The sequence below is a fragment of the Limnospira platensis NIES-39 genome, assembly GCF_026000695.1.
Taxonomy (GTDB): Bacteria; Cyanobacteriota; Cyanobacteriia; order Cyanobacteriales; family Microcoleaceae; genus Limnospira; species Limnospira platensis.
Genome location: NZ_AP026945.1, coordinates 4,816,899 through 4,840,899, shown reverse-complemented (window position 1 = coordinate 4,840,899; position 24,001 = coordinate 4,816,899). Strand labels below are relative to the sequence as shown.

25 protein-coding genes are annotated in these 24,001 nt (G+C 45.6%); 10 read left to right on the top strand and 15 right to left on the bottom strand.

The window, feature by feature from the left end; genetic code table 11:
• Window positions 1-133: 133 nt before the first annotated feature.
• From N39L_RS23860 to N39L_RS23830, 7 genes are all read right to left on the bottom strand, one after another.
• A complete protein-coding gene (locus tag N39L_RS23860; RefSeq protein WP_008052220.1) occupies window positions 134-349 on the bottom strand; it encodes a hypothetical protein in 216 nt (71 codons plus the stop codon).
• Between the two features lie 248 nt (window positions 350-597).
• Window positions 598-1,770: a group II intron reverse transcriptase gene (locus N39L_RS23855; protein WP_014276583.1), complete on the bottom strand. Its 1,173-nt coding sequence runs from the start codon at window positions 1,768-1,770 to the stop codon at window positions 598-600.
• Window positions 1,760-1,990, bottom strand: a complete 231-nt coding sequence (locus N39L_RS23850) for a reverse transcriptase domain-containing protein (RefSeq protein ID WP_014275547.1) — start codon at window positions 1,988-1,990, stop codon at window positions 1,760-1,762. The genes N39L_RS23855 and N39L_RS23850 overlap by 11 nt, the downstream gene beginning before the upstream one ends.
• A complete protein-coding gene (locus tag N39L_RS23845; protein ID WP_014275546.1) occupies window positions 1,950-2,171 on the bottom strand; it encodes a hypothetical protein in 222 nt (73 codons plus the stop codon). Before N39L_RS23845 ends, N39L_RS23850 begins: the two co-directional genes overlap by 41 nt.
• 21 nt (window positions 2,172-2,192) lie before the next feature.
• Window positions 2,193-2,417 (bottom strand): reverse transcriptase N-terminal domain-containing protein, encoded by a 225-nt coding sequence (locus N39L_RS23840; protein ID WP_014275545.1) that lies wholly within the window; start codon window positions 2,415-2,417, stop codon window positions 2,193-2,195.
• Between the two features lie 331 nt (window positions 2,418-2,748).
• Complete coding sequence (locus N39L_RS23835; protein WP_162097031.1) at window positions 2,749-2,886, bottom strand: hypothetical protein; 138 nt, start codon at window positions 2,884-2,886, stop codon at window positions 2,749-2,751.
• 358 nt (window positions 2,887-3,244) lie between these two features.
• A complete protein-coding gene (locus tag N39L_RS23830; RefSeq protein WP_231852254.1) occupies window positions 3,245-3,346 on the bottom strand; it encodes a reverse transcriptase N-terminal domain-containing protein in 102 nt (33 codons plus the stop codon).
• Window positions 3,347-4,426: 1,080 nt separating this feature from the next.
• Here N39L_RS23830 and N39L_RS23825 point away from each other — a divergent pair.
• Entirely contained in the window at window positions 4,427-5,533 is a 1,107-nt protein-coding gene (locus N39L_RS23825; RefSeq protein ID WP_006616179.1) for a sensor histidine kinase, read from the top strand.
• Between the two features lie 88 nt (window positions 5,534-5,621).
• Here N39L_RS23825 and rpsU read toward each other — a convergent pair whose 3' ends face one another.
• The 3 genes from rpsU to N39L_RS23810 all read right to left on the bottom strand — a co-directional run bounded on the left by rpsU (window position 5,622) and on the right by N39L_RS23810 (window position 6,807).
• Window positions 5,622-5,819, bottom strand: coding sequence for a 30S ribosomal protein S21 (rpsU, locus tag N39L_RS23820; RefSeq protein ID WP_006616180.1), 198 nt, complete (start codon window positions 5,817-5,819; stop codon window positions 5,622-5,624).
• Window positions 5,820-5,958: 139 nt separating this feature from the next.
• Window positions 5,959-6,159, bottom strand: a complete 201-nt coding sequence (locus tag N39L_RS23815; RefSeq protein ID WP_006669199.1) for a hypothetical protein — start codon at window positions 6,157-6,159, stop codon at window positions 5,959-5,961.
• A 321-nt stretch (window positions 6,160-6,480) separates the two neighbouring features.
• Window positions 6,481-6,807, bottom strand: a complete 327-nt coding sequence (locus tag N39L_RS23810; RefSeq protein WP_014276579.1) for a calcium-binding protein — start codon at window positions 6,805-6,807, stop codon at window positions 6,481-6,483.
• Window positions 6,808-6,960: 153 nt separating this feature from the next.
• On the opposite strand from N39L_RS23810, the gene N39L_RS23805 reads away from it, so the two are divergent.
• Window positions 6,961-7,849 (top strand): IS630 family transposase gene (locus N39L_RS23805; protein ID WP_231852435.1). Its coding sequence is split into 2 segments (ribosomal slippage): window positions 6,961-7,785 and window positions 7,787-7,849, totalling 888 coding nucleotides; the frame shifts between segments, so codons are not numbered across the junction.
• Between the two features lie 157 nt (window positions 7,850-8,006).
• Here N39L_RS23805 and N39L_RS23800 read toward each other — a convergent pair.
• A complete protein-coding gene (locus tag N39L_RS23800; RefSeq protein WP_006619180.1) occupies window positions 8,007-8,246 on the bottom strand; it encodes an ABC transporter permease in 240 nt (79 codons plus the stop codon).
• A gap of 16 nt (window positions 8,247-8,262) precedes the next feature.
• Entirely contained in the window at window positions 8,263-8,391 is a 129-nt protein-coding gene (locus tag N39L_RS23795) for an ABC transporter permease (protein WP_148261875.1), read from the bottom strand.
• A gap of 56 nt (window positions 8,392-8,447) precedes the next feature.
• Between N39L_RS23795 and N39L_RS23790 the strand changes: the two genes are divergently transcribed.
• From N39L_RS23790 to N39L_RS23780, 3 genes are all read left to right on the top strand, one after another.
• A complete protein-coding gene (locus N39L_RS23790; RefSeq protein WP_006619179.1) occupies window positions 8,448-9,590 on the top strand; it encodes a DegT/DnrJ/EryC1/StrS family aminotransferase in 1,143 nt (380 codons plus the stop codon).
• 155 nt (window positions 9,591-9,745) lie between these two features.
• Window positions 9,746-11,422, top strand: coding sequence for an ABC1 kinase family protein (locus N39L_RS23785; protein ID WP_014276577.1), 1,677 nt, complete (start codon window positions 9,746-9,748; stop codon window positions 11,420-11,422).
• A gap of 149 nt (window positions 11,423-11,571) precedes the next feature.
• On the top strand, window positions 11,572-12,951 hold the full coding sequence (locus N39L_RS23780; protein WP_014276576.1) for an AAA-like domain-containing protein: 1,380 nt from the start codon (window positions 11,572-11,574) through the stop codon (window positions 12,949-12,951).
• A gap of 44 nt (window positions 12,952-12,995) precedes the next feature.
• Here N39L_RS23780 and N39L_RS23775 read toward each other — a convergent pair whose 3' ends face one another.
• The 3 genes from N39L_RS23775 to N39L_RS23765 all read right to left on the bottom strand — a co-directional run bounded on the left by N39L_RS23775 (window position 12,996) and on the right by N39L_RS23765 (window position 18,343).
• The gene (locus N39L_RS23775; RefSeq protein WP_006619176.1) at window positions 12,996-14,006 is read right to left on the bottom strand and encodes a dihydroorotate dehydrogenase-like protein; all 1,011 of its coding nucleotides are present in this window, start codon (window positions 14,004-14,006) and stop codon (window positions 12,996-12,998) included.
• A gap of 135 nt (window positions 14,007-14,141) precedes the next feature.
• Entirely contained in the window at window positions 14,142-17,723 is a 3,582-nt protein-coding gene (gene nifJ / locus N39L_RS23770; protein WP_006619175.1) for a pyruvate:ferredoxin (flavodoxin) oxidoreductase, read from the bottom strand.
• Between the two features lie 386 nt (window positions 17,724-18,109).
• Window positions 18,110-18,343, bottom strand: a complete 234-nt coding sequence (locus tag N39L_RS23765) for a HypC/HybG/HupF family hydrogenase formation chaperone (RefSeq protein WP_006624087.1) — start codon at window positions 18,341-18,343, stop codon at window positions 18,110-18,112.
• 392 nt (window positions 18,344-18,735) lie between these two features.
• Between N39L_RS23765 and hoxE the strand changes: the two genes are divergently transcribed.
• The 5 genes from hoxE to N39L_RS23740 all read left to right on the top strand — a co-directional run bounded on the left by hoxE (window position 18,736) and on the right by N39L_RS23740 (window position 23,973).
• Window positions 18,736-19,275, top strand: a complete 540-nt coding sequence (hoxE, locus tag N39L_RS23760; protein WP_006619173.1) for a bidirectional hydrogenase complex protein HoxE — start codon at window positions 18,736-18,738, stop codon at window positions 19,273-19,275.
• 48 nt (window positions 19,276-19,323) lie between these two features.
• The gene (locus N39L_RS23755) at window positions 19,324-20,937 is read left to right on the top strand and encodes a NuoF family protein (protein ID WP_006619172.1); all 1,614 of its coding nucleotides are present in this window, start codon (window positions 19,324-19,326) and stop codon (window positions 20,935-20,937) included.
• A gap of 58 nt (window positions 20,938-20,995) precedes the next feature.
• Window positions 20,996-22,645: a hydroxylamine reductase gene (gene hcp / locus N39L_RS23750; protein ID WP_014276575.1), complete on the top strand. Its 1,650-nt coding sequence runs from the start codon at window positions 20,996-20,998 to the stop codon at window positions 22,643-22,645.
• Between the two features lie 75 nt (window positions 22,646-22,720).
• Window positions 22,721-23,437 carry a bidirectional hydrogenase complex protein HoxU gene (gene hoxU, locus N39L_RS23745; protein ID WP_006619170.1) on the top strand — a complete coding sequence of 239 codons (717 nt, stop codon included), beginning with the start codon at window positions 22,721-22,723 and terminating at the stop codon, window positions 23,435-23,437.
• Entirely contained in the window at window positions 23,425-23,973 is a 549-nt protein-coding gene (locus N39L_RS23740) for an NADH-quinone oxidoreductase subunit B family protein (protein ID WP_014276573.1), read from the top strand. The genes hoxU and N39L_RS23740 overlap by 13 nt, the downstream gene beginning before the upstream one ends.
• The last annotated feature ends 28 nt before the right edge of the window (window positions 23,974-24,001 follow it).

The window sequence follows — 24,001 nt, the reverse complement described above, 5'->3', positions numbered from 1 at the left end:
GCCAATGCCTAACTGTAATGGTTAGGATATGCCCACTAGTCACGGTGTGGATATAGAGACCGCGACAAGTAAGAGTTTGATGACGAAAGCGAGTTTAAAGACTACGTGTTGTATTTAGCTCCCAAAGTTGAGGTTACAAAGCGGGGGGTTGTAGCCCTGTTCCTACTGACAATAGGGTATCTACATCAGGAGCCGTGTGCTGGGAAACTCGCAAGCACGGTTTGGAATTGGAGTTGGGGAAGGTGACTTCTCTTTCGACCATAACACAACTCCCCTCTTTTTTTCGCTCAGTCTTGACCTTGAGTCTCTCTGCCTTATCTGGTTGTCGAAGCCAGATGTTGAGACACATAGATAGTTATGGGATGGTCAGGGGTGCGAATCCCTTATATTCCACCAAGGAGTGGAAGTCCCACTAGGAGGTTATTTCAGGCATTGCAGCCCTATTTCACTCCTAAACGTCTCCCACGCTATCTCTCCATCTACTCCAGCCGTCTAATAGGGGTCGAGATAGACCTCACGGTCTACCCCTCCCATTCAGCAGCAGAACCGTACATGAGACTTTCACCTCATACGGCTCCTAATTTGACCGTCTCCTTGTTAAGAGTACAGCATCATCTCTTCATCAAGAGCTGTTTTATCATCGCGGGTGTGGCGGTGTAATAATTGAAGATTTTTGTATTCATCCTTTCCGCCATGGCTTCTAGGTACAATGTGGTCTACTTCAATTAAATCTGATGGGGTAAAGAATTGCCCACACCAGGTGCACTTGCCTTTTTGTTTTTTGAGTAGTTTTGCTACCCTATTTGGCGTATCGATTGCTTGTCCTTTCCTGGTTGCCCAGTAAGTCCAATTTCCGTCGTATGGCGTTGCGTCTGGGCGAATTAAGGTGTGTCTGACAATCGGAGTCCAGTTATGTTTCCATAATTGGTGTCCATCATTGGTCTGGAATAACCAAGATTCATGCCTTTCTTTCCCATTGCTAAGTTTAACCGTTCCATGTCTGAAATAGTTTTCTAGCTTTTTGTAATTCGCCTCTCCGCATCTTGAATTTGTCGATGCCCTTAACATTAACCAGATTATGAAGTCTAGCTTAGTGAAGGTCTCTGTCGAGACTACCGCTGAATAATAGTTTGACCATCCCCGAATCATCGGGTTTAGCTGTTTAATCAGGGCTGATTGAGGTGTGGTTTTATTTCGTTTAATTACACCTTTTATCACTTCTGTGTGGGCTTTAACTGCTTTTTGGCTGGGTTTTATGTGGGTCTTATGTCCGATTGGTCGGCTCATGAGACTCCCGGTTTTTCCAGACTTGTATTTTCCTACTGGGTATTGCCTGATATTGAATCCGAGAAAATCAAACCCCGGTTTTTCTATTTTGCCATTATACTCAATGGTTTTGAGTGTGTGGCAGATTCGAGTCTTTTCGGGTTTAATCTCTAATCCTACAGGTTTTAACCATTCGGTTATAGCAGTTTTGCACTGTTCAATGATTTCTAAGTCTTTTGAAATAACAACGAAATCATCGGCATATCGTATTAGGTTGGCTTGTATGGCTGTTCCTTTATTTGGATACAGGTTTTTGATTAATCTTTCCATTCCCAACAGTGCGATGTTGGCAAGAAGTGGACTTATTACCCCTCCTTGAGGTGTCCCTGTTTCTGTATCCTCAAGTACACCGTTATCTAGCACACCTGCTTTGAGCCATTGTTTCAGGTCTCTTTTTAGGCGGCTTGGACAATGAATTTTGGACAATAGGTAATCATGGTTCACGGTAAGAGCATTTTGCTATATCAGCATCAAGGACATAGTATTGTCCCTTATTTATGGCAATATAAATTCTGCTGATTGCGTCATGGGCAGACCGTCCAGGATGGAACCCGTAGCTTGTGCCTTCAAATCTCGATTCCCATTCAGGTTCGAGAGCCGACTTAACCAAGGCTTGCCTTGCTCTATCTTGGATTGTGGGTATTCCTATTCCAGCTTTTTTCATCCCTACCAGGTTTTGGAATCCAAACCCGTCGCAGTGGTTTTGCTTTGAGGTTTCCCTTAATGTTCTTGACCAGTTCAAACCTTTGTCTTGGAGAGATTACTCTTACTCCATCAACACCGGCTGTCTTCTTGCCTTGACCCGCTTGGGGGGCGGGTTTATTAAGCTGACTGTTGGGAAGCATGGCTGACCGTGGAACCCGCCCCTACAGCCGCACTGCTAGGAGCCGGGCATAATATGACTTCACCAATAGACGTTGCCACCTTCGTGCCTTTGCGTCTTGTCCCGATTTAGCTGCTTGAAATATACTCTTTTGGAGCTTGAAAACTCTCCGTTGAACCTTAGTCCATGGGATTGCCTTCCATGCGTTGTTCGTAGTCTTGATTGGTTTTGGTTTCCCAAATCCTTTCTTTAAACTCGCTATCGCCATTTGTACACCTACTAGGCTCTATTTCTTTACAATCAAACCGTGACCTGTTAGCATATCCCTGCCATTACAACAGGGCGTTGGCTTTTGGTCACATCTCACCCCCTAATAGGCTTGCGCTTACACTTTCACTACTGACTTTCTCGACCAGATTGTCAGAGCCTAAAAGGGGTTAAAACGTTCCATTTATATGGGCATTCCATCTTGAGATTTGTCCTATCCACCGGGGTACTTTAAAGGTCTGTGTAGGTAGTAAAAAAAGACCCCTACTTTTCCCCTTACTCTTTTGAATGCAGCGTATCAACCTATTTCGCTACTTAATCCTTACGATGGTTCAATCCGGACATTTGGTTTCCCTAATCATGGATGGTTGGCAGTGGTCGCGTCTGGTAGTAGGTTCTACTTCACGCCTTCCGTTCCCCGCTTCAATCCTGGGGTTATGATTCCCAAAACTGGGGGTGGCTATCGCCATTACCCTCATCTCCATTCCATTTATTCCTGTTCGGTTTCCCGATTTCTTTCCGGTTCGGTTTTCCGTCCCTTCAATTATTAAGAAATGTAAATAATTATTACGGAGTGTGTTGACCTTGGGTTCCCTGCCTTATTTGTATATTTCTATACAAATGTTGGGACATATAAACAGTTATGGGGATGGTCAGGAGTGCGCTCCTTATATTCAACCAAGGGGTTGAAATACCCATCAGGCAGTTATTTCGGGTATTGCAACCCTATTTCATGCCTGAACGTCTCGCACTTTTACCTTGATTATCTTGGGGGGCGGGTTTATTAAGCTGACTGTTGGGAAGCATGGCTGACTGTGGAACCCGCCCCTACAACCGCACTGCTAAGAGCCGGGCATAGTATGATTTCACCAATAGACGTTGCCACCTTCTTACCTTTGCGTCCTGTCCCGATTTAGCTGCTTGAAATATCCTCTTTTGGAGCTTAAAGACGTACCGCTGAACCTTAGCCCAGTTGATACTTCTCCATACAAACGCACGTCTTGGTAAGTTCTCGTTTTCCGAATCCTTTACCGTCTCTCGATTTCGTCATTTTGACTCCTACTAGACTCTATTTATTCATACAATCAAACCGTAACCTGTCAGCGTATCCCTACCATTACAGTCGGGCGTTGGCTTCTGGCCACATCTCACATCCTCTAGGACTTGCGGTTACACTTATCCCTACTGATATCTCGACCAGATAATCAGAGTCCAGGATGACTTAAAACGTTCCGTTTATACGGGCATTCCATCTTTAGATTTGTCCTATCCACCGGGGTACTTTTCAAGGTCTGTGTGGGTGTTCATCTCAAAACCCTACTTTTCCCCTTGCTCTTTTTGATCGCAGCGTATCAACCTATTTCGCTACTTACTCTTTACGGCGGTTCAAGCCAGACATTCGGTTTCCCTAATCATGGATGGTTGGCAGTGGTCTCGGTTCTGGTGTTGGGTTACACCTTGGAGCCTTCCGTTCCCCGCTTCAATCTGACGGGTTGTGAGTCCTAAAACTGGGGGTGGCTATCGCCGTTATCCTCACCTTTTGTCGTAACTTTTCCGTTATGTTAAGAATTGTTACGTTTTGTTACAAAGTATGTTGACCTTGGAGTCCCTGCCTTGATTTGGTATCGTGTGATACAAATATTCGGGACATATAAACAGTTATGGGGATGTTCAGGAGTGCGTTCCTTATATTCAACCAAGGGGGTGAAGTCCCCACCAGGCGGTTATTTCGGGTGTCTCAACCCTATTTCATGCCTGAACGTCTCGCACGGATTACCAGAGCATACCACAAAGGGAACACAGTTTCCGTGGCCGCGCTCAAGGCTGCCAGGAATGCCACCTCCAGAAAGCTGCCTGAGACTTTGTTTAAGGCTCTCTGGGATATGCGATAATCCTACTTTAAAGGTTTCCTTATAAAGGCCCCGCTGATTTGTTGGTCAAGCGGGGCTTTTTACTGTTGAAAGTTTGAGTGTAGGATAGAAATTATCAGATCATACATACCCAGAACTAATGGCAAAGGTAGATTTGCGATCGCGCCTATTTTTATCCCACCTCCTGGTTATGCTGATTGGGGTCACATCCCTGGTGATCATCGGCAAAATTTCCTCTCCTCGGTTCTTTGTCCGTAGTTTGGAACAACTAGAAGGTCCTGGCTTTCGCTTACAATATGTAAGAACTCGCCTAGTAGAAGGCTTTGAAATTGCTTGGAATCGTAGCACTTTTTGGTCTGTTTTAGCCGGAACAACTGCTGCTGTCTGTTTAAGTTATTGGGTGACTAAACGCATTACTCAGCCTCTCACCGAGATGGAAGAAATTACCCATAAATTTGCCAAGGGTAATCTCTCAGAAAGGATGTCATCTAGTGAAATTCATGAATTAAATCAACTGGCGATGAGTTTTAATCAGATGGCTAGTAGTCTTCAAGATGTTGAACAAAAACGGCGGGAATTAATTAGTGACTTGACCCATGAATTGCGAACTCCGATCACTGTAGTTCGCGGATACTTAGAAGAAATGGCCGAAGGCAGAATTTCGCCATCACCAGATATTTATCAGCAGTTAACCAAGGAAACTAAACGCCTGGAAAGGCTGATAAATAACTTACAAGAACTCTCTAAGGTTGAATCTGGATATTTACCCATTAACCCCCAACCTTTAGCATTACGGCCTTTATTAGAGTCTTTAGTGCAGCGTTTTTCTGATCAACTTCTGGAAGAAGGACCGATGTTAGAATTAGATTTTTCTGAAGAATTACCCCTGGCTTTAGCTGATGTCGATCGCACTGAACAAATTTTAGTTAATTTATTAGGAAATGCCATCAGATACACCAAACATGGTCTAATTAAAATAGAAGTTTATACTCATGGTGGTTACTTGTTTGTGGATGTCAGCGATACCGGAATTGGTATTTCTGAGGCAGATTTACCCCATGTTTTTGAAAGATTTTGGCGTGCTGATAGATCGCGATCGCGCAATTATGGAGGTACCGGAATTGGTTTAGCTATTACCCGGCGTTTGGTGGAACTTCAAGGCGGCGAAATTTTCGTTAGTAGTCAGTTAGGCAAAGGTAGCACCTTCACATTTTCCTTACCAATACCCAGTTCCCAAATTATCTAATAACCAAAAAACCGCAGCCACCCCCACTCTAGTCCAATAGAACTAGAATAGGAGTTTTGTTCGCGGTTATATCGGGTTATGAAGCGCTTTAGAACATCCGCTTTTTACGGAAAGCTCGTCTCTGACGCTGATTAGCGATCGCCTTGCGCTTGCGTTTTTCTGGAGGGGTTTCAAAGTGACGTTTTTTGCGAACATCAGCCAGGATGCCAGCTTTAGACACTTCTCGCTTAAATCTACGCAGTGCGGATTCTAATTGTTCGTTTTCACCCAGAATAACTTGGGTCATGTTTTATCCTTCACCTCTCTAAAAAATAATAACTTTACTTGAGGTCTTCCCGTCTCCTCCTATATGAAAGATACTTGAGAAGACATGAACGCGACCACGAGCGATTGCTACGCAATAGAACCGTAGTTTCCCAATCCTGCTACCAGACTGGAAAGCGGCGTTCTCGCCAACTGCCAGGAAGTTTCACCTTAGCAGTTGCCCAGGCCATTTCTGGCTGTAGGCTGAAGCTCAATAAACAACACTGTCCTCTGAAAAATCCGATTGGTGCTATTCGGAATAAGTGAACCCGTCGCACACAACCTAGATTTAAGGAAGCGCCTTGTTTTAGGCCATTCGCCATTATAGCCCAACTCAACCCAATTCGTCTATCCCAGTGACCGAATAATTACCAAACCGAGCTATCGAGCCACTCTAGACAGAACCCCCATAGCGATGGTTGACAGCAACAACACCCAGATTATCAATCCAGGGATAAACCCCAGAACCCCTAACCCCCTAAGAACCCAAACCAGCAAAGTTAACCCAATCAAGATCCCAAATAACACAGAAAAGAAACGCTGCTCGATTCTTTGATATGGAGCCACAAACACCCCTCCATTCAACTTTAACCAGGAACCCATCTCCCCACAGCACAAACCGTGAGGAGTACTCTCACCTAATCTTAGATCGCGAAAGTGATGAAATCATCCTCAGTTAAAGCTGCCGCTTGTACCCCTTCCCAAATCACCAACTCTTCCGTATCTAGGGTAATCACCGCCGACGAGACATTTTGAGTAATACTCAATTGCTCAAAGCGCAAACCACCACCGAGAACAATCAGGTCTTCCCCAGAGACAAAATCAGCAATAGTATCCGTGGCGTCATTAGCAAAAATCACAAAGCGATCGCGTCCTGGGCCACCAATCAGAGAATCATTACCCTCATCTCCAAACAACACATCATCACCATCACCACCGAAAATAGTGTCATTACCCGCACCACCGTACAAAGTATCATCACCGTGCGAAACGTTTGGGAGACCAAATAAGGCTGCAATGCCCGAAATAACCTCCCAGTGGGATTTATACCCCTTGGTAGAATATAAGGAATACTTATAGCGCAAGACAGAATAGTTAGGACGTATAATGGCAAGGATATCTACATAAGACCCAAAAGGCTAGCCCCCTACAGTTACGACCTTAGACAAAAAGTTATTAATGCAATTGAACTAGACGGTATGCCCAAAACAGAAGCCAGTCAAGTTTTCCATGTCAGCCGGAACACCATTAATCTCTGGCTGCCAAGAAAAGCACAGACCGGAGACTTCCTCCCTAAACCTAATCACCGACCTGGCAATAACCACCAAATTACCGACTGGCATAAATTCAAGGCTTTTGCCCAAGAGCATGGCGACAAAACCTCCGCTCAAATGGCTCAACTTTGGGATGACGACATCTCTCCTCGCACCATATCCAGAGCCTTGAAGAAAATTGGCTTCACCAGAAAAAAAACTTACGGCTACCAAGAAGGTGATGAGCAACAGCGAGAGGCGTTTATTGCTCAGATTCAACATATGGAGCCGGAAGGGTTGGTTTACCTCGATGAAGCTGGCATGAATAGTCAAGACTCGGATTATCCTTATGGTTACTGTGAGCAAGGACAACGCTTCGATGTCCTCAAATCCGGGAAGAGGCAGGGCAGGGTGAGCTATATGGCCGCATGGTGTTATCAACAACTCTTAGCCCCCGATCGCTTTGAGGGTTGTTGTAATCGGACAGTGTTTGAGTTGTGGTTGGAGTTCATCTTAATTCCAACATTGAAGCCAGGTCAAACTCTAGTACTGGACAATGCAACGTTTCATAAAGGGGGGCGGCAGGCTGAACTGGTGGAGGCAGCTCAATGCCGTTTACTCTATCTTCGGCCTTATTCGCCAGACCTCAACAAGATAGAGAAATATTGGTCGTGGTTGAAAGCCCGCATTCGCCATTGCACGTGAGCAGTTTGATTCTCTCGATGATGCCATGGATTCTGTTCTCAAGGCTGCGTCCTAACCGTATTGACTAGTGCTCTAAAACGGCGCTTGATAACGCTAAAGCTGTATCCTTAACAATGGAGCAATCTGCGCGTGCGTCACATCATGAAGTTTTTCGTGTCTATGCCAATTATCGGGATGTGGAAGCACCACTAGAGCCGTATGAAGGGAAACTCTCACGTACGGTTTTGAAGGGGAGGGGGAGGTAGCAATATCTCTCTCGACCCCCAATCGATCGCCGCAGTGCTAATAAATAGGGAAACCCAAACCCAGAGTAAAAGTTGTGGAAGTTGGCGACTGATGCGGTTACGGGAGACAATGGCAACTAGGGTAATCATTGCCAGAATTAGGGCTCTGACTAGGAGAGGTTGGCCTGTCGTGGTGGGGTCAAAGACAATAGCCAGGACGTAACCCAAGACGACTAATTGGCGCTCAGGCGCGCCCGGCGGAAGTGATTAGCTTGAATTCTAAGCCTAATCCCCCAGATACTGATAGACCAATGGCGATCGCCATAAGTCCGAATATTAGCACTAAGTCTGTAAAATCTAAGGAAATCAACAAATTATCAGCAAACCCTGGGAAAAACTCATTTTAGTATAGTGTGGTGTGAGAAGCGCGTGAACCTAATTCCTGCCCTTGATTTAACCCAACAGTATCAAATGATCAGCGATCGCCTTAGTCGGGAGGTACTGGACTTGCTGGCTAGTGGTCGCTACATTGGTGGCTACGCTGTGGACAGTTTTGAGGAAAAGTTTGCCGAGTATATCGGCGTTTCTGAGTTGGTCAGTTGCAACTCTGGTACTGATGCCCTATTTTTGGCTTTGCGGGCTTTAGAAATCGGCCCCGGCGATGAGGTGATTACCACTTGTTTTTCCTTTATTGCTACCTCTGAGGTGATTAGTGCCGTGGGAGCCACCCCGGTATTTGTGGATATTGACCCGGATACGTTCAACTTAGATATTAGTCAAATTGAGGCGGCGATTACTGCCAAAACCCGTGCTATCCTTCCGGTGCATTTGTTTGGTCGCCCTGTGGACATGACCGCATTAATGGCGGTAGCGCGGTCTCATAATTTGGCGGTGATTGAAGATTGCGCCCAAGCTACCGGAGCCAGTTGGGGTGATGCTAAGGTGGGTAGTATGGGATATCTGGGCTGTTTTAGCTTTTTTCCGACTAAGAATTTAGGGGCTTGTGGAGATGGAGGGGCGATCGCAACTAATAATCGTGATCTGGCGGGTGTGTTGCGGGTGCTGAAAAATCACGGTCAGCCTGAGCGATATAATTCCGAACTGTTGGGGATTAATAGTCGTCTTGATGCCCTACAAGGGGTGATTTTAAGCATTAAATTAGAGTATCTGGCGCGCTGGAATCAACAGAGAAAGGCGATCGCTTCTCGATATACTCAGGGACTTGAGGGGATACCCGGTTTAATTGTCCCAGCAGAAACTGCAGGCGGCGAGACCGTTTGGAATCAGTACACTATCAGATATGTGAATAATAATAGGGACTCGTCAGGACGCGATCGCCTGCGAGAACAACTCCAGAGCCTTGGAGTTAGCACTAACGTATACTACCCCATACCCCTCCATCTACAGGGGGTTCATCGCGATTTAGGCTATGGCTGCGGTGATTTTCCGGTAGCAGAACAGGTCAGCCACCAAGTTTTGTCTTTGCCGATGTTCCCGGAACTTTCCACCGAACAACAAGACCGGGTAATCTATGCTGTCAAAGATTGCCTAAAATTGGGGGCTATAGGTTGACCGGGTGAGTGTTGTATGTCGTTTTGTATATTATAGTTAACATAACGATAAAAAATCATCAATTCACCCTGGGGATCTATGTATCCCCCCCTTGGTTGCAGGTAACTAGGCAATCAGTTGACCAAACTTAGGAATATGAAGAGGAAATAAAAGGAGTGAACCCCTACCAAAATAGCGATCGCCGAGTTTACGATCCTCAAGCCATTGCTCAATATTATCGCCGTCGGCTGTGGAAGGCCATCTGGCGCGTGATCACGGTTATATGGTTTTTTTCAGGGTTCATTATTGGTCTACTGTGGGATCAATGGCGACATCGGAATGTTACCGAAACCCCGAAACGAGCCGCCCAACTGCGTAATATTCTCACCCGCCTCGGTCCCACCTATATTAAAGTAGGTCAAGCATTATCAACCCGTCCTGACCTCATTCGCAAGGACTTTTTAGAAGAATTAACCAAACTTCAAGATCAGTTACCCCCTTTTGATACTAAGATCGCCATGGCGATCATCGAGAAAGAACTCGATCGCGATTTAGATAGTGTTTTCCGAGAAATTTCCCCTGAACCCGTAGCCGCCGCCAGTTTGGGTCAGGTCTATAAGGCACAACTTTTGACAGGGGAAGAGGTCGCCGTTAAGGTGCAAAGACCATTCCTGTTACCAACTCTCACCCTGGATCTGTATTTAATGCGTTGGGCGGCGGGTTGGTTGTCTCCCATTTTACCGCTGAATTTGGGTCATGATTTAACCCTAATTGTCGATGAATTTGGGTTCAAATTATTTGAGGAAATCGACTATATTAATGAGGGTCGAAATGCTGAAAGGTTTGCCACCTATTTTGATGATGATCCAACGGTCAAAGTTCCCTCAATCTATTGGAAATATACCAGCCATCAGGTGTTAGTCTTAGAATGGATTAACGGCTTGAAGTTGACCGATATTAAAAGTGTCCAAGCGGCGGGTTTGGATCTGAGTAAAATGATTTTTGTCGGTGTGACAAGTGGCTTGCGACAACTGCTAGAGTTCGGTTTTTTCCATGCTGACCCCCACCCCGGAAATCTGTTTGCTATGCCTGATGGTCGCATGGCATTTATTGATTTTGGCATGATGGATCAGTTAAGCCAGGAAACTAAGGAAACTCTGGTTGATTCCGTAGTTCATTTAATCAATAAAGACTATAAGGAGTTGGCGGAAGATTTTGTCAGGTTGGGATTTTTAGCACCTAATACTAATATGGCTCCCATTATTCCGGCTTTAGAGGCGGTTATGGGGGATATTATTGGGGAGAGTGTTAAGGATTTTAACTTTAAAACTATTACCGATAGTTTCTCGGAATTGATGTATGATTACCCCTTCCGGGTTCCGGCAAAATTTGCCCTGATTATTCGGTCTCTAGTAACTCAGGAAGGAATTGCCCTCAGTCTCGACCCGGATTTTAAAATCGTTGAGGTAGCTTATCCCTATGTGGCGCGTCGCCTGTTGAAGGGAGAAACTCCGGCTTTGCGACGACGGTTGATTGAGGTGTTATTTAAAGATGGCCGCTTCCAGTGGCATCGTCTGGAAAATATGATTACGATCGCTCAAACTGACGGCAATTTTGATATTCTCCCCACCGCACAGCTAGGTTTACAATATCTGTTTTCAGAGGAGGGTAGTTTTCTCCGTCGTCAAATTGTGATGGCGTTGACAGAAGACGATCGCCTACATACCGCTGAAGTCCAACGACTCTGGGGTTTAATTCAGGATGACCTCAAACCGAGTCGCTTATTTGATGTAGCATTGGGGGCAATAACTGAGTTTTCTACCTCCCAAGTGGCTGCTATGAGAATGCAATAAATATCGCTATTCAGCAGATCATCACAATTCCCTTGTTAGGGATGCTTGAATATAAGACCCAAATCTAAGTATTTGGGTCTTATATTCGTTATGATATGTAAAGTGTGATTATATATCAAATTACCCTTGCTCAATTATTCTGCCTTGGCATGAATTTTCCTGAAGCCTTAAAACTTATAGAAGAAGTATTCCTGGGGCGATCGCTTTCCCCCATTGAGCATTTAATTTTATCTGAATCATGGGTCGGTAAGACCTACAGTGAAATTTCCCAAAAATCTGCATACGCTAATGATTATGTTAAAGAAGTTGGTGGACGATTATGGCAGGAACTCTCCGAGGCTATGGGGACAAAAGTTAGCAAAAAAAATCTAAAACTTGTCCTTAAATCTCGCCAGCAGATACCATTAACTGCCCCCCCTGTTCAGAAATTAGCAACTTTTGCAGGTAATTCATTCAATCCTAATGATGGCAGTAATATCGAACTCCCAGGGAGCCCAATTGCCATTAACTCTCCCTTTTATATAGAACGTCCACCCATTGAAGATATAGGCTATAATGAACTGCAACAACCGGGTTGTGTCGTGAGGATTAAAGCACCTCGGAAAATGGGTAAAAGTTCCCTACTTAATAGGATGTTAACCCAAGCAGTTGATTGGGGATATAGTACAGTTTATCTGAATTTTTTGGAAGTAGACGCTGATACTTTTAATTCCCTAGAACAACTGGTCAGATGGTTTTGTGCTAATGCGAGTAAGCAGTTAAAGATACCACCGAAACTAGATGAATATTGGGATATAGATTTAGGGACTAAAGTTTCCTGTCGGCTGTATTTTGAGGAATATCTATTCATCACTAAAGACACCCCGATTGTGATTGCTATGAATGAGGTTAACCGCCTGTTTGAGTATCCGGTTATTGCTAGTGATTTTTTGCCTATGTTGCGATCGTGGCACGAACTATCTAAACATAATCAACTCTGGAAAAATTTGCGCTTAATTGTAGTTCATAGCACCGAAGTTTATGTACCTTTACAGTTACATCAATCCCCTTTTAATGTGGGTTTGGTGTTAAAACTACCCCAATTTACACCGCCACAAGTGCAAGTTCTGGCTTTAAGATATGAGTTAAGTTGGGCGGCGGGGGAGAGTGGACTTAAACGGCTAGAAGGCTTAATCTCTATGGTGGGTGGACATCCTTATCTGGTACAACTGGCTTTTTATACTATTAGTAAATCAGGGATTTCTCTGGAAAATTTAATCAAAAATGCCCGGCAACCTGATGGAATTTATAGTTCCCATTTGCGGGATTTATTAGTAACAATTCAACAAGATTCGTCTTTGTATCTGGCTTTAAATAAAGTCTTAAAATCCGATAAGGGTGTACCTTTAGAGGCGATTACTGCTTATAAATTAGAAAGTCTAGGATTAATTAACTTTGAGGATAACCTAGCTAAAATTGGCTGTGATTTATATCGGCTATATTTTTTAGAACAGTTATCAAACCGCCCCCCAGCAAAAACTGAGGGGTGATGATATGGTGAAATTATTATCCAAGAATCATATCCTAGAATGAACTAGAATAAACTATGTTCTGGGACGTAGGAAGTAATCGCTTTCATGTACTGGGCGCGTTCATAGGCTGACTCATCATCACAATGGCGCTGAGACATAGAACCCTGCATCTGTTTAACAGACTCATACTCATGTTCTTCCATCCAGTGTTTCATCTCATCTTCCATCACTTGAATGTAACCGATACCATGGCGCAATAAAGCGGAACAAACATGAGTTACCTTAGCCCCCGCCATCAACATTTTAATAGCATCGTGACCGCGTGCGACACCGCTAGTCGAGGCTAAATCGGCATTAATCCGACCATAAAGAATAGCAATCCAGCGCATAGGTAGGCGCATATCGTGGGGAGAACTCAAAACGGAACTCACCTCAATTTCTAGTTCTTCTGGGTTAATATCTGGCTGTATGAAGCGGTTAAATAAAGCGAGTCCATCGACTCCGGCTTCATCTAAACGTTTCGCCATATTTGCCATATTACTAAAGAAGGGACTAAGTTTCATAGCCACAGGAATAGTGACCTCTGCTTTAACTTCCCGGAGAGTAGTGATATAGTTTTCCTCAACCTGAGCCCCACTCATATCAAAGTCGGTGGGGACATAATAAATATTCAACTCGATCGCATCTGCACCAGCTTCCTGCATGAGTTTGGAATATTCCACCCAACCACCGGAGGAGAAACCATTTAAACTGGCAATAATGGGAATATCAACCAATTCCTTAGCCAAGCGAATATGCTCAAGATAAAGTTCTGGTCCGACGTGATATTCTTCGGGTTCAGGAAAATAAGTTAAAGCCTCAGCAAAACTATTAGTTCCATATTCCAAATGGTGATTAAGTTCAAATTTTTCTCGCAGTAACTGTTCTTCAAATAGGGAGTGTAAAATCACCGCTGATGCGCCCGCATCTTCCATACGCCGAATATTATCGACATCTTCTGATAAAACGGCGGCGGCGGAAGGGACAATGGGAGTCCTCAAATTCAATCCCAAATAGGTCGTACTCAAATCCATAATATCGATTCCTTATGAAAAGTGGATAGGAACAGCGAAAAGTTCTAGGAGTCCGGTTTGTAGGGGCGAAAAATAGGCACGCCCCCACACTAGGAACCGGACTAGGAGTTTCTGTCTACCATCGGTTTAGGAGCTTCACTCTTTGTCACCAGAGGTGTCTGTATTGGGTTTATTACCTTCGTCATTCAAGGGACGCGCCGCCAGATACTCATACATTTGCCAACGGGTGTCAACGTCTTTCTGGGCTTCTTTCAGCAAGCGTTTGGCATCAACGGGCTTAGTTTTGGTGAGCATTTTAAAGCGGTTTTCGGCGTACATGGATTGTTCGATGGATTTTTTAGGCGATCGCGAATCCAAAAGTAGGGGATTTTTACCTTCCGCTTTCAGGTCAGGATGATAACGATAAAGCAACCAACGACCACTTTCGACAATTGCTTTTTGGTGACTCATAGCCGTGGTCATATTAATACCGTGGGCGATACAGTGACTGTAGGCAATAATCAAGGAAGGGCCGTCATAGGCTTCGGCTTCCAGGAAGACTTTAAGGGTGTGTTCATCCCGCGCCCCCATAGCCACAGAAGCGACATAAACGTTACCGTAGGTCATAGCAATCAAACCCAAGTCTTTCTTAGGTGAAGGCTTACCACCAGCAGCAAATTTAGCGACCGCGCCGCGAGGAGTAGCTTTAGAAGACTGACCACCAGTATTAGAGTAGACCTCAGTATCCATGACCAGGATATTGACGTTGCGACCACTAGCAATGACATGATCTAAACCGCCATAGCCGATATCATAGGCCCAACCATCGCCACCGAGTATCCAGACAGATTTTTTGACGAGGTAATCAGCCAGACTGAGTAACTGTTTGGCGTTGGTATCATCAGACCCTTGCAATTTTTGCTTAACCTGGGCGACGAGTTCCCGTTGTTCCCAAATATCAGCCTCGGATTTTTGGGGGTTATTGATAATTTTGGCTACCAGTTCATCGCCGACAATGCCGCCTAATGTCTGCAACAATTCACAGGCGAAAGCGGTATGTTTATCAATGGACAGACGGAAGCCTAGACCAAATTCGGCGTTATCTTCAAATAGGCTATTAGACCAACTAGGGCCGCGACCTTCGGCATTTTGCGCCCAGGGTGTAGTTGGTAAGTTACCGCCATAGATAGAAGAACAGCCGGTGGCGTTAGCGACAACCATACGATCGCCAAATAGTTGGGTTGCTAACTTGATATAGGGAGTTTCGCCACAACCCGCACAAGCGCCAGAGAACTCAAACAGGGGTTCTTGCCATTGTTGTTGTTTAATCATATCCGATCGCAAATTACGGCGATCGGGGTTAGGCAAGTTGAGGAAAAATTCCCAGTTATCCCGTTCGGTGGCTCGTATGGGTGGCTGATACTCCATGTTAATCGCCTTTTTGGAGGGCATGGATTTATTTTTCGCCGGACAGACATCGACACAGATACCGCAACCTGTACAGTCTTCTGGAGATACTTGGATGGTGAATTTTTGCCCTTCAAAGGCTTTATCACGGACAGCAGTGGTTTTGAAGGTTTCCGGCGCACCATTTAGGGCGCTTTCATCGTAGGCTTTACCACGAATTACGGCATGGGGGCAGACCATGATACATTTACCACACTGCACACACACATCAGCATCCCAAACGGGGATTTCTTGGGCGACGTTGCGTTTCTCCCATTTTGATGTACCTGTGGGATAGGTTCCGTCACAGGGTAGTTGACTGACGGAGAGTTGGTCGCCTTTGCGCGCTAACATCATCCCTTCGACTTCCCGGACAAAATCAGGGGCGTTAGCAGGGACTGGCGACGCTATGCGTACGTGGCTATTGGCTTCGCCGATATTGACTTCAAAGAGGTTATCGAGGGTATTGTCTACGGCTTGGAGGTTCATGCGGACAATGGCTGAACCTTTTTTACCATAGGTTTTTTCGATCGCTTTTTTAATTTTGGCGATCGCCTCATCTTTGGGTAGAACTCCCGCCAAAGCGAAGAAACAGACCTGCATCACCGTATTGATACGGCTACCCATTCCACTGTCACGGGCTACTTTATTAGCATCGATGACATAGAGTTTGAGATTTTTGCGGACAATTTGTTCTTGAATTTCAATGGGTAGGTAATTCCAGACTTCATCAGGTCCGTAGGGGCTATTCAGCAGGAAGGTCGCCCCATTGGTGGCGGCATCAACTACATTGAGTTTTTCTAGGAAGTTCCACTGGTGACAGCCGATAAAGTTGGATTTTTCGATTAAATAGGGGGAGCGGATTAAGTTAGGACCGAAGCGCAGGTGAGATACGGTGACAGCGCCGGATTTTTTAGAGTCGTAGACGAAGTAACCCTGGGCGTAGTTGCTGGTTTCGTCTCCGATAATTTTAATGGAGTTTTTGTTAGCCCCTACAGTACCATCAGACCCTAGACCATAGAACATGGCGCGGATGACGTTATCGGGTTCGGTGGAAAATTCCGGGTCAAAGGGTAGGGAGGTGTGGGTGAGGTCATCGTTAATACCGATGGTAAAGTGATTTTTGGGTTTGTCGAGTTGCAGGTTATCAAAAACGGCTTTTACCATAGCCGGGTTAAATTCTTTGGAGGATAACCCATAACGACCGCCGACAATTTTGGGGGCGAGTCCTTCCCAGCTTTCACTTATGGCGGTGACGACATCTAAATATAGGGGTTCGCCACTAGAACCGGGTTCTTTGGTGCGGTCTAAAACGGCGATCGCTTTGGCGGTTTTTGGTACAGCGCCAATAAAGGCGTTAGCATCCCAGGGTCGATACAGACGGACTTTCAGGACTCCGACTTTTTCTCCCTGCGCGGTCAGATAATCTACGGTTTCGTGGACGGTTTCACAGCCCGAACCCATTAATATAATGATGCGATCGGCATCCGGTGCGCCATGATATTCAAATAGTTTATAGTGCCGTCCCGTCAACTCCCCGAATTTGTCCATGGCTTTTTGCACCATTTCTGGACAGGCGTTATAGAAGGGGTTGACGCTTTCCCTCGCTTGGAAGTAAACATCAGGGTTTTGGGCGGTTCCTCGTAAAGCAGGGCGATCGGGTGTTAGTCCCCGGGCGCGGTGTGCATAAATGTCCTCATCATCTATCATCGCCCGCAGGTCGCTTTCTTCGAGGAGTTCGATTTTCTGCACTTCGTGGGAGGTGCGGAATCCATCAAAAAAGTGGATAAATGGAATCCTTGATTTCAGGGTACTTGCTTGGGCGACTAGGGCTAAATCATGGGCTTCCTGGACTGAGGCTGAACATAATAATCCGCAACCAGTAGCCCGCACTGCCATTACGTCACTGTGATCGCCGAAAATAGACAAGGCTTGGGCGGCGATCGACCTGGCGGCCACATGGAGAACCGCACAGGTTAGTTCCCCGGCGATTTTGTACAGGTTCGGAATCATTAATAATAATCCCTGGGATGCTGTAAATGTCGTGGTTAATGACCCTCCCTGTAGGGAACCATGAACAGCCCCCGCCGCGCCTCCTTCGCTTTGCATTTCTACTACTGCGGGAACAGTTCCCCAAATGTTGGGTTGTCCTTCTGATGTCCAAGCATCCGCCCATTCTCCCATGGGTGATGATGGAGTGATGGGATAAATGGCAATAACTTCATTGAGACGAAAAGCCACACGGGCTACGGCTTCGTTCCCGTCTAGGGTGGCATACTGTCTGGTATTCATACTTGAAATCCTCTCATTTACTTGGGATTTAACCCAGTTTTAAAACCTGCGGAATTAACCGCGTTGATGGCTGTGATCGGACAACCATTGACGAGCTGATCTGAGGCGATCGCATTATTTACCTTGGCCCTGTCCTTGACAGTTCTCTTTACCAAGCGATCGCCCTAAATTGTGTCATTCAACAAAAAAAAATTGGGTCGATAATTTACCTAGATTTTGACAACAATACCTCTGCGCCGGCTGTCTGATTCAAAGGTTCCTTTCCCCTGAGTCAGATCACAATCTTTAAATCTTTGTTAAGGGTTTTTGGAACTTGACTGCCTCCTACCTTACCCTATTTATTATCCTATAGGAAGCTGTAAATATAAATCAGGTCTTAACAAATTTTAACCCAATTTCACCATCTGTTGTAAATCTGCTAAGGTTTGTAAAGCGTCCTCTGGTTCTACCCGACTCAGAGCAAAACCAACATGAACCAAAACATAATCACCCACTTGGGCTTCAGGAACATAAGCCAGACTCACCTCTTTAATTACCCCGCCAAAGCTGACGCGACCTTTTTTTAATAAAGGATCATCTCCCGATATACTCACGAGTTTTCCCGGAACTGCTAGACACATATATTTCATCCCTTGAATGATAATTATTCTCATTTAGGTTGCCAATAGCAACCCCGAGGCTATCTCTAGGCTCTGTGGTAGTTTGATGACAGGCTAACTAAGCATAATCACTGTTAGCAGACCCACCAGCAGAGGCAGAAATTCTTTTAATTATCTTAATACTTTTTTCCGGGGTTTGCCGTTATACTTAACATTTAGAACAGAATGTTGTAATGTTCGACTAACGAAATATTTGGAGATAAACAACCCTACAGTTGTTTTGGGGATTTGTCCCAAAAATGTCCCCAAAATTAGCATGAATTGTCATCAAAATAGAACATCAACCCTGTGGGGATCAATATTGATCATATTTAATAGGGTTGAAATTCTGTAGAAATTACTGTAAAATCACTATGCCCGATTCCACAGAAACCGCCCCAAAATCTGCCAAAAGTAAAGCAGCGTCAAACCATCCCAGTGGCGATAAACGTTTCAAGGTACTGGATATCACCATGAAACGCAGCCAATATAGTCAGGATGCCCTAATCGAAGTGCTGCACAAAGCCCAGGAAGCATTTGGCTACTTAGAAGAAGACGTATTAATATACGTTGCGCGACAACTCCAACTCCCCCTGAGCCAAGTTTACGGAGTCGCCACCTTCTATCATCTATTTTCCCTAAAACCCAGTGGCGCTCATACCTGCGTGGTCTGTTTAGGGACAGCCTGCTATGTTAAAGGCAGTGGAGAAGTCCTAGCAGCCTTAGAAGAAAAAACCGGAATCAAGTCAGGGGAAACCACGCCAGACGGCCAGATATCTATTGTCACCGCCCGCTGTATCGGAGCCTGTGGTATTGCTCCGGCGGCTGTCTTTGATGGGAAAGTTGCAGGTCAGCAAACCCCAGAAATGGCGGTAGCACGACTGCAAAAGTGGCAGGGTTCAGCCGAGGCCTAAATGCCACTTATAACCCCAACTCCATTGAGAGAGGAGAACTAAAATATTATGGAATTGACTGAATTAGTCGAACTAGCCGAAAAGGAACGCAACAACCAAAAAAGTATCCGTATCCACTGCTGCACATCTACTGGTTGTCAAGCCTCTGAGTCCCTAGAAGTCAAAAAGGCGATGGAAGATGCGCTGAAAGAGTCAGGACTTGAGGCGGACGTGCAAATAGTCGGTGTAGGCTGTATGGGGTTTTGCGGACGCGGCCCCATGGTGGAAGTCGAACCTAACGGCATTCATTATGAAAAAGTCACCCCCGAAGATGCCCCATCTATTATCGAAGCGCTGAAAGGCGGGGAAGCGAAACCAGTTCAAGGTGATCCCAATCATCCCTTCTTTAGTCGCCAATTAAAAATCGTTCGGGAATTTAGCGGCAAAATTGACCCGGAGAAAATCGGGGAATATATTGCCGTGGGAGGCTACAGAGCCTTACATCATGTAATTTATGACCTGACTCCAGAAGAGGTAGTGGCAGAAATTACTAAATCTGGATTACGGGGACGGGGAGGGGCTGGCTATCCCACGGGGTTAAAGTGGGCGACTGTGGCTAAAATGCCCCCAGGACAAAAATATGTGATCTGTAACGCTGACGAGGGCGACCCGGGGGCGTTTATGGATCGTAGTGTCTTAGAAAGTGACCCTCACCGTATCCTGGAAGGAATGGCGATCGCTGGATATGCTGTAGGTGCAACCCAAGGCTATATCTACGTTCGGGCGGAATATCCCCTAGCGATCACTAGGCTACAGAAAGCCATTCAACAGGCTAAACGTCAGAGTATGTTAGGTAGCCGCATCTTTGGTTCCTCCATAAACTTTAATATTGATATTCGGGTTGGTGCGGGTGCTTTTGTTTGTGGCGAAGAAACGGCGCTGATTGCTTCTATTGGTGGCGGTCGCGGCAACCCCCGTCCTCGTCCTCCCTATCCCGCCGTTTCTGGGTTGTGGGACTGCCCAACCCTGATTAATAATGTGGAAACCTTGGGTAATATAGCCCCGATTATCCGCAACGGGGCGGACTGGTACAATCAAATTGGTACTGAAAAAAGCAAGGGTACTAAAATCTTCTCTCTGACGGGTAAAATCCGCAATAACGGCCTGATTGAAGTGCCTATGGGTATTACCCTACGCGAAATTGTGGAAGAGATGGGCGGCGGTATTCCGGGCGGTCTGCAAGTTAAAGCTGTGCAAACAGGGGGACCATCTGGCGGTTGTATCCCGGCTCAGTTTCTCGATACCCCAGTAGATTATGAATCTCTGACTAAATTGGGATCTATGATGGGATCTGGGGGCATGGTGGTGATGGATGAAAACACTAGCATGGTGCAGGTGGCTCAATTCTATATGGAATTTTGCCGGGGTGAAACCTGTGGTAAGTGTATCCCCTGCCGTGTGGGTACTGTGCAAATGTACCAGTTGCTTACGAAGTTACTCAATAAACAGGCTACCCCTGCTGATTTGGAAAAACTTAAACAGTTGTGCGACATGGTAAGGGCTACCAGTTTATGTGGCTTGGGAATGACAGCCCCTAACCCGGTTACCAGTACGTTGCAGTATTTCGAGAGTGAGTATTTGGAGTTGCTTCAAACTACTAACGCTAAGGTGGCGGTTCACTGATATTTCACATAGGGAAGCTAAACAGGAAACTAGGAAGCTCAATTAGGAGAATTGATTCATGTTTTGTGAACAATGCGAACAAACTGCCAGCGGTCAAGGTTGCCACCAGTGGGGCGCTTGTGGTAAAGGACCGGATGTAAATGCGGTTCAAGACCTATTGATTTACTGTCTGCGTGGTATTGCGCCTGTGGCTTTGAAGGCTAAGGAATTGGGCATTGATACCCATGCTGTGGATGTGTTTTGCTGTGAGTCGATGTTCGCCACGATGACGAATGTTAACTTTAACCGTAAACGCTTTTACAGCTATATCCGTGAGGCGATCGCCCAACGGGAAAAACTCAAAACCGAAATTCAACAGATGAGCGATCGCCCCATCAGTTGGTCTGTAGCTGCTACCTATCAACCAGACTGGACTGATAGTTTAGTAGCCCAGGGGGAGGAAGTTTCCCGTAACTTTATTGCCGACTCTAGTCAAGACATCGATATCTTCTCCCTCAAACTTACCGTCCTCTACGGTTTGAAGGGCTTGGCTTCCTACAGTTTCCACGCCCAAGAACTTGGTCAGGAAGACGATCGCATTTATAGTTTCTGTCACCAAGCCCTCGCCGCCTTGGAAGAACCTAGTCTCGGTTTAGAAGATTGGGTTAATCTAGCCATGAAAGTCGGGGAAATGAACCTGTTGGCTATGGAACTTCTCGACGCGGGACACACTAACCATTATGGTCATCCTATCCCTACCGTTGTTCCCCTGAATGCAAAGGCCGGGAAAGCCATTTTGGTCTCTGGTCACGACATTAAACAACTCGAAGCCATCCTTCAACAAACAGCCAATACTGGTATTAATGTTTACACCCACGGCGAGTTACTACCCGCCCATGGCTACCCAGTCCTTAAACAAAAATATCCCCACCTTTACGGTCACTATGGCACAGCTTGGCAAAATCAAACCAAGGATTTCGCTAAGTTTCCCGGTGCGATCGTCATCACCACTAACTGTTTGATGCCTCCCCACGAACACTATGAGGATAAATTATTTACCCTCGGTCCGGTGGGATATCCTGACATCAACTATCTCGAAGATAGGGCAAATCTTACCCCAGATTTTAGCCCCGCCATTCACAAAGCCCTGGCTTTAGCTGGGTTTGCAGAAGATGAACCACCCCGTCAGGTAAAAACTGGCTTCGCCCGTAATGCGGTATTAAATGTTAGCGACCAGGTGATTGAGGCGGTTAAACAAGGCAAAATTCGCCATTTCTTCCTAGTCGGAGGTTGTGATGGGGCTAAACCCGATCGCAATTATTATACCGAATTTGTCGATCAGGTTCCCTCAGATTGTGTGGTGTTAACCCTCGCCTGTGGAAAATTCCGCTTTTTTGATAAGGAAATGGGGGAAATTGGTAACATTCCTCGGCTGATGGATGTGGGACAGTGCAATGATGCCTATTCGGCTATTCAGATCGCCCTAGGACTCGCCCAAGCCTTTGATATCGGAGTTAATGAACTTCCTCTATCTATGATTTTGTCTTGGTATGAACAGAAGGCTGTGGCGGTTCTGCTGACACTATTATATTTGGGTATCAAAGATATCCGTTTGGGTCCGACTTTACCGGCTTTCATTTCCCCTAATGTCTTCGCTATCCTATCGGCAAAATACAACCTACAGGCTATTACCACTCCCGAAGCTGATTTAGCCGCCTGTTTAAACTAGAAATAACTGGGAAAATCGCGAATATACAATATTCCCGACTCCCGGTAAGATGTTCCCTTAATGAAAGGAGAAACTATGTCCGTTGTCACCTTAAAAATTGATGGCATTGATGTGGCGATCGAAGAAGGATCGAGCGTTTTAGAAGCCGCCAAAGAGGCGGGGGTGAGAATACCAACCCTCTGCCATGTAGATGGTCTTTCTGATGTGGGCGCTTGTCGTTTATGTCTGGTGGAAATTGCCGGAATTAATAAACTTTTGCCCTCCTGTGTAACTACGGTTGCGGAAGGGATGGAAGTTTGCACTAATAGCCCCCAGATTAAAGAATATCGCAAGATGGTTGTGGAAATGCTATTTGCAGAAGGCAACCATGTTTGTGCTGTTTGTGTGGCTAATGAAAACTGCGAATTGCAAGATGTCGCCGTTGAAGTAGGTATGGATCATAGCCGCTTTACCTACCGTTTCCCACAGCGAGAAGTTGATATTTCTCACCCTCAATTTGGTATTGATCATAACCGCTGTATTCTCTGTACTCGCTGTCAAAGAGTATGTGATGAAATCGAAGGCGCTCATGTTTGGGATGTGGCTTTTCGCGGCCCTGCTGCTAAAATGATTACCGGACTTAATCAACCTTGGGGGGCTGTGGATGCCTGTACTTCCTGCGGTAAATGTGTTGATGCTTGTCCGACGGGTTCCATTTTCCGTAAAGGTGCGACGGTGGCTGAAATGACTCGCGATCGCGCTAAATTAGAATTCTTAGTTAATGCACGGGAGAAACACGAATGGAAAAGATAAGATTTGCTACGGTTTGGTTAGCTGGATGTTCGGGTTGTCATATGTCTTTTTTAGACCTGGATGAATGGCTGATTGAACTATCGGAAAAAGTCGAGGTTGTTTACTCCCCGGTGGGTTGTGACCTGAAAGAATATCCCGAAAATGTTGATGTTTGTTTGGTCGAAGGTGGTATCGCTAACGAAGATAACCTGGAACTAATTAAACAAGTGCGATCGCGCACCAAACTCTTGATTTCTTTTGGAGATTGTGCTGTCACTGCGAATGTTCCCGCCATGCGGAATATGTTGGGTAGCACCGATCATGTACTCAAACGCTGCTATTTGGAACTAGGGGATTTTACCCCACAACTTCCCAGAGAACCCGGTATTGTTCCCGAATTGCTTGAGCGTGTTAGTCCAGTGCATGAAGTCGTAGATGTTGATATTTTTATGCCGGGATGTCCCCCTAGTTCCGATCGCATTAAGGCTACCCTCGCGCCTTTGGTGGAAGGGAAAATGCCGAAAATGGAAGGGCGGGAAATGATTAAATTTGGCTAAGGCTACCCTGTTGTTGACTGACTATAAA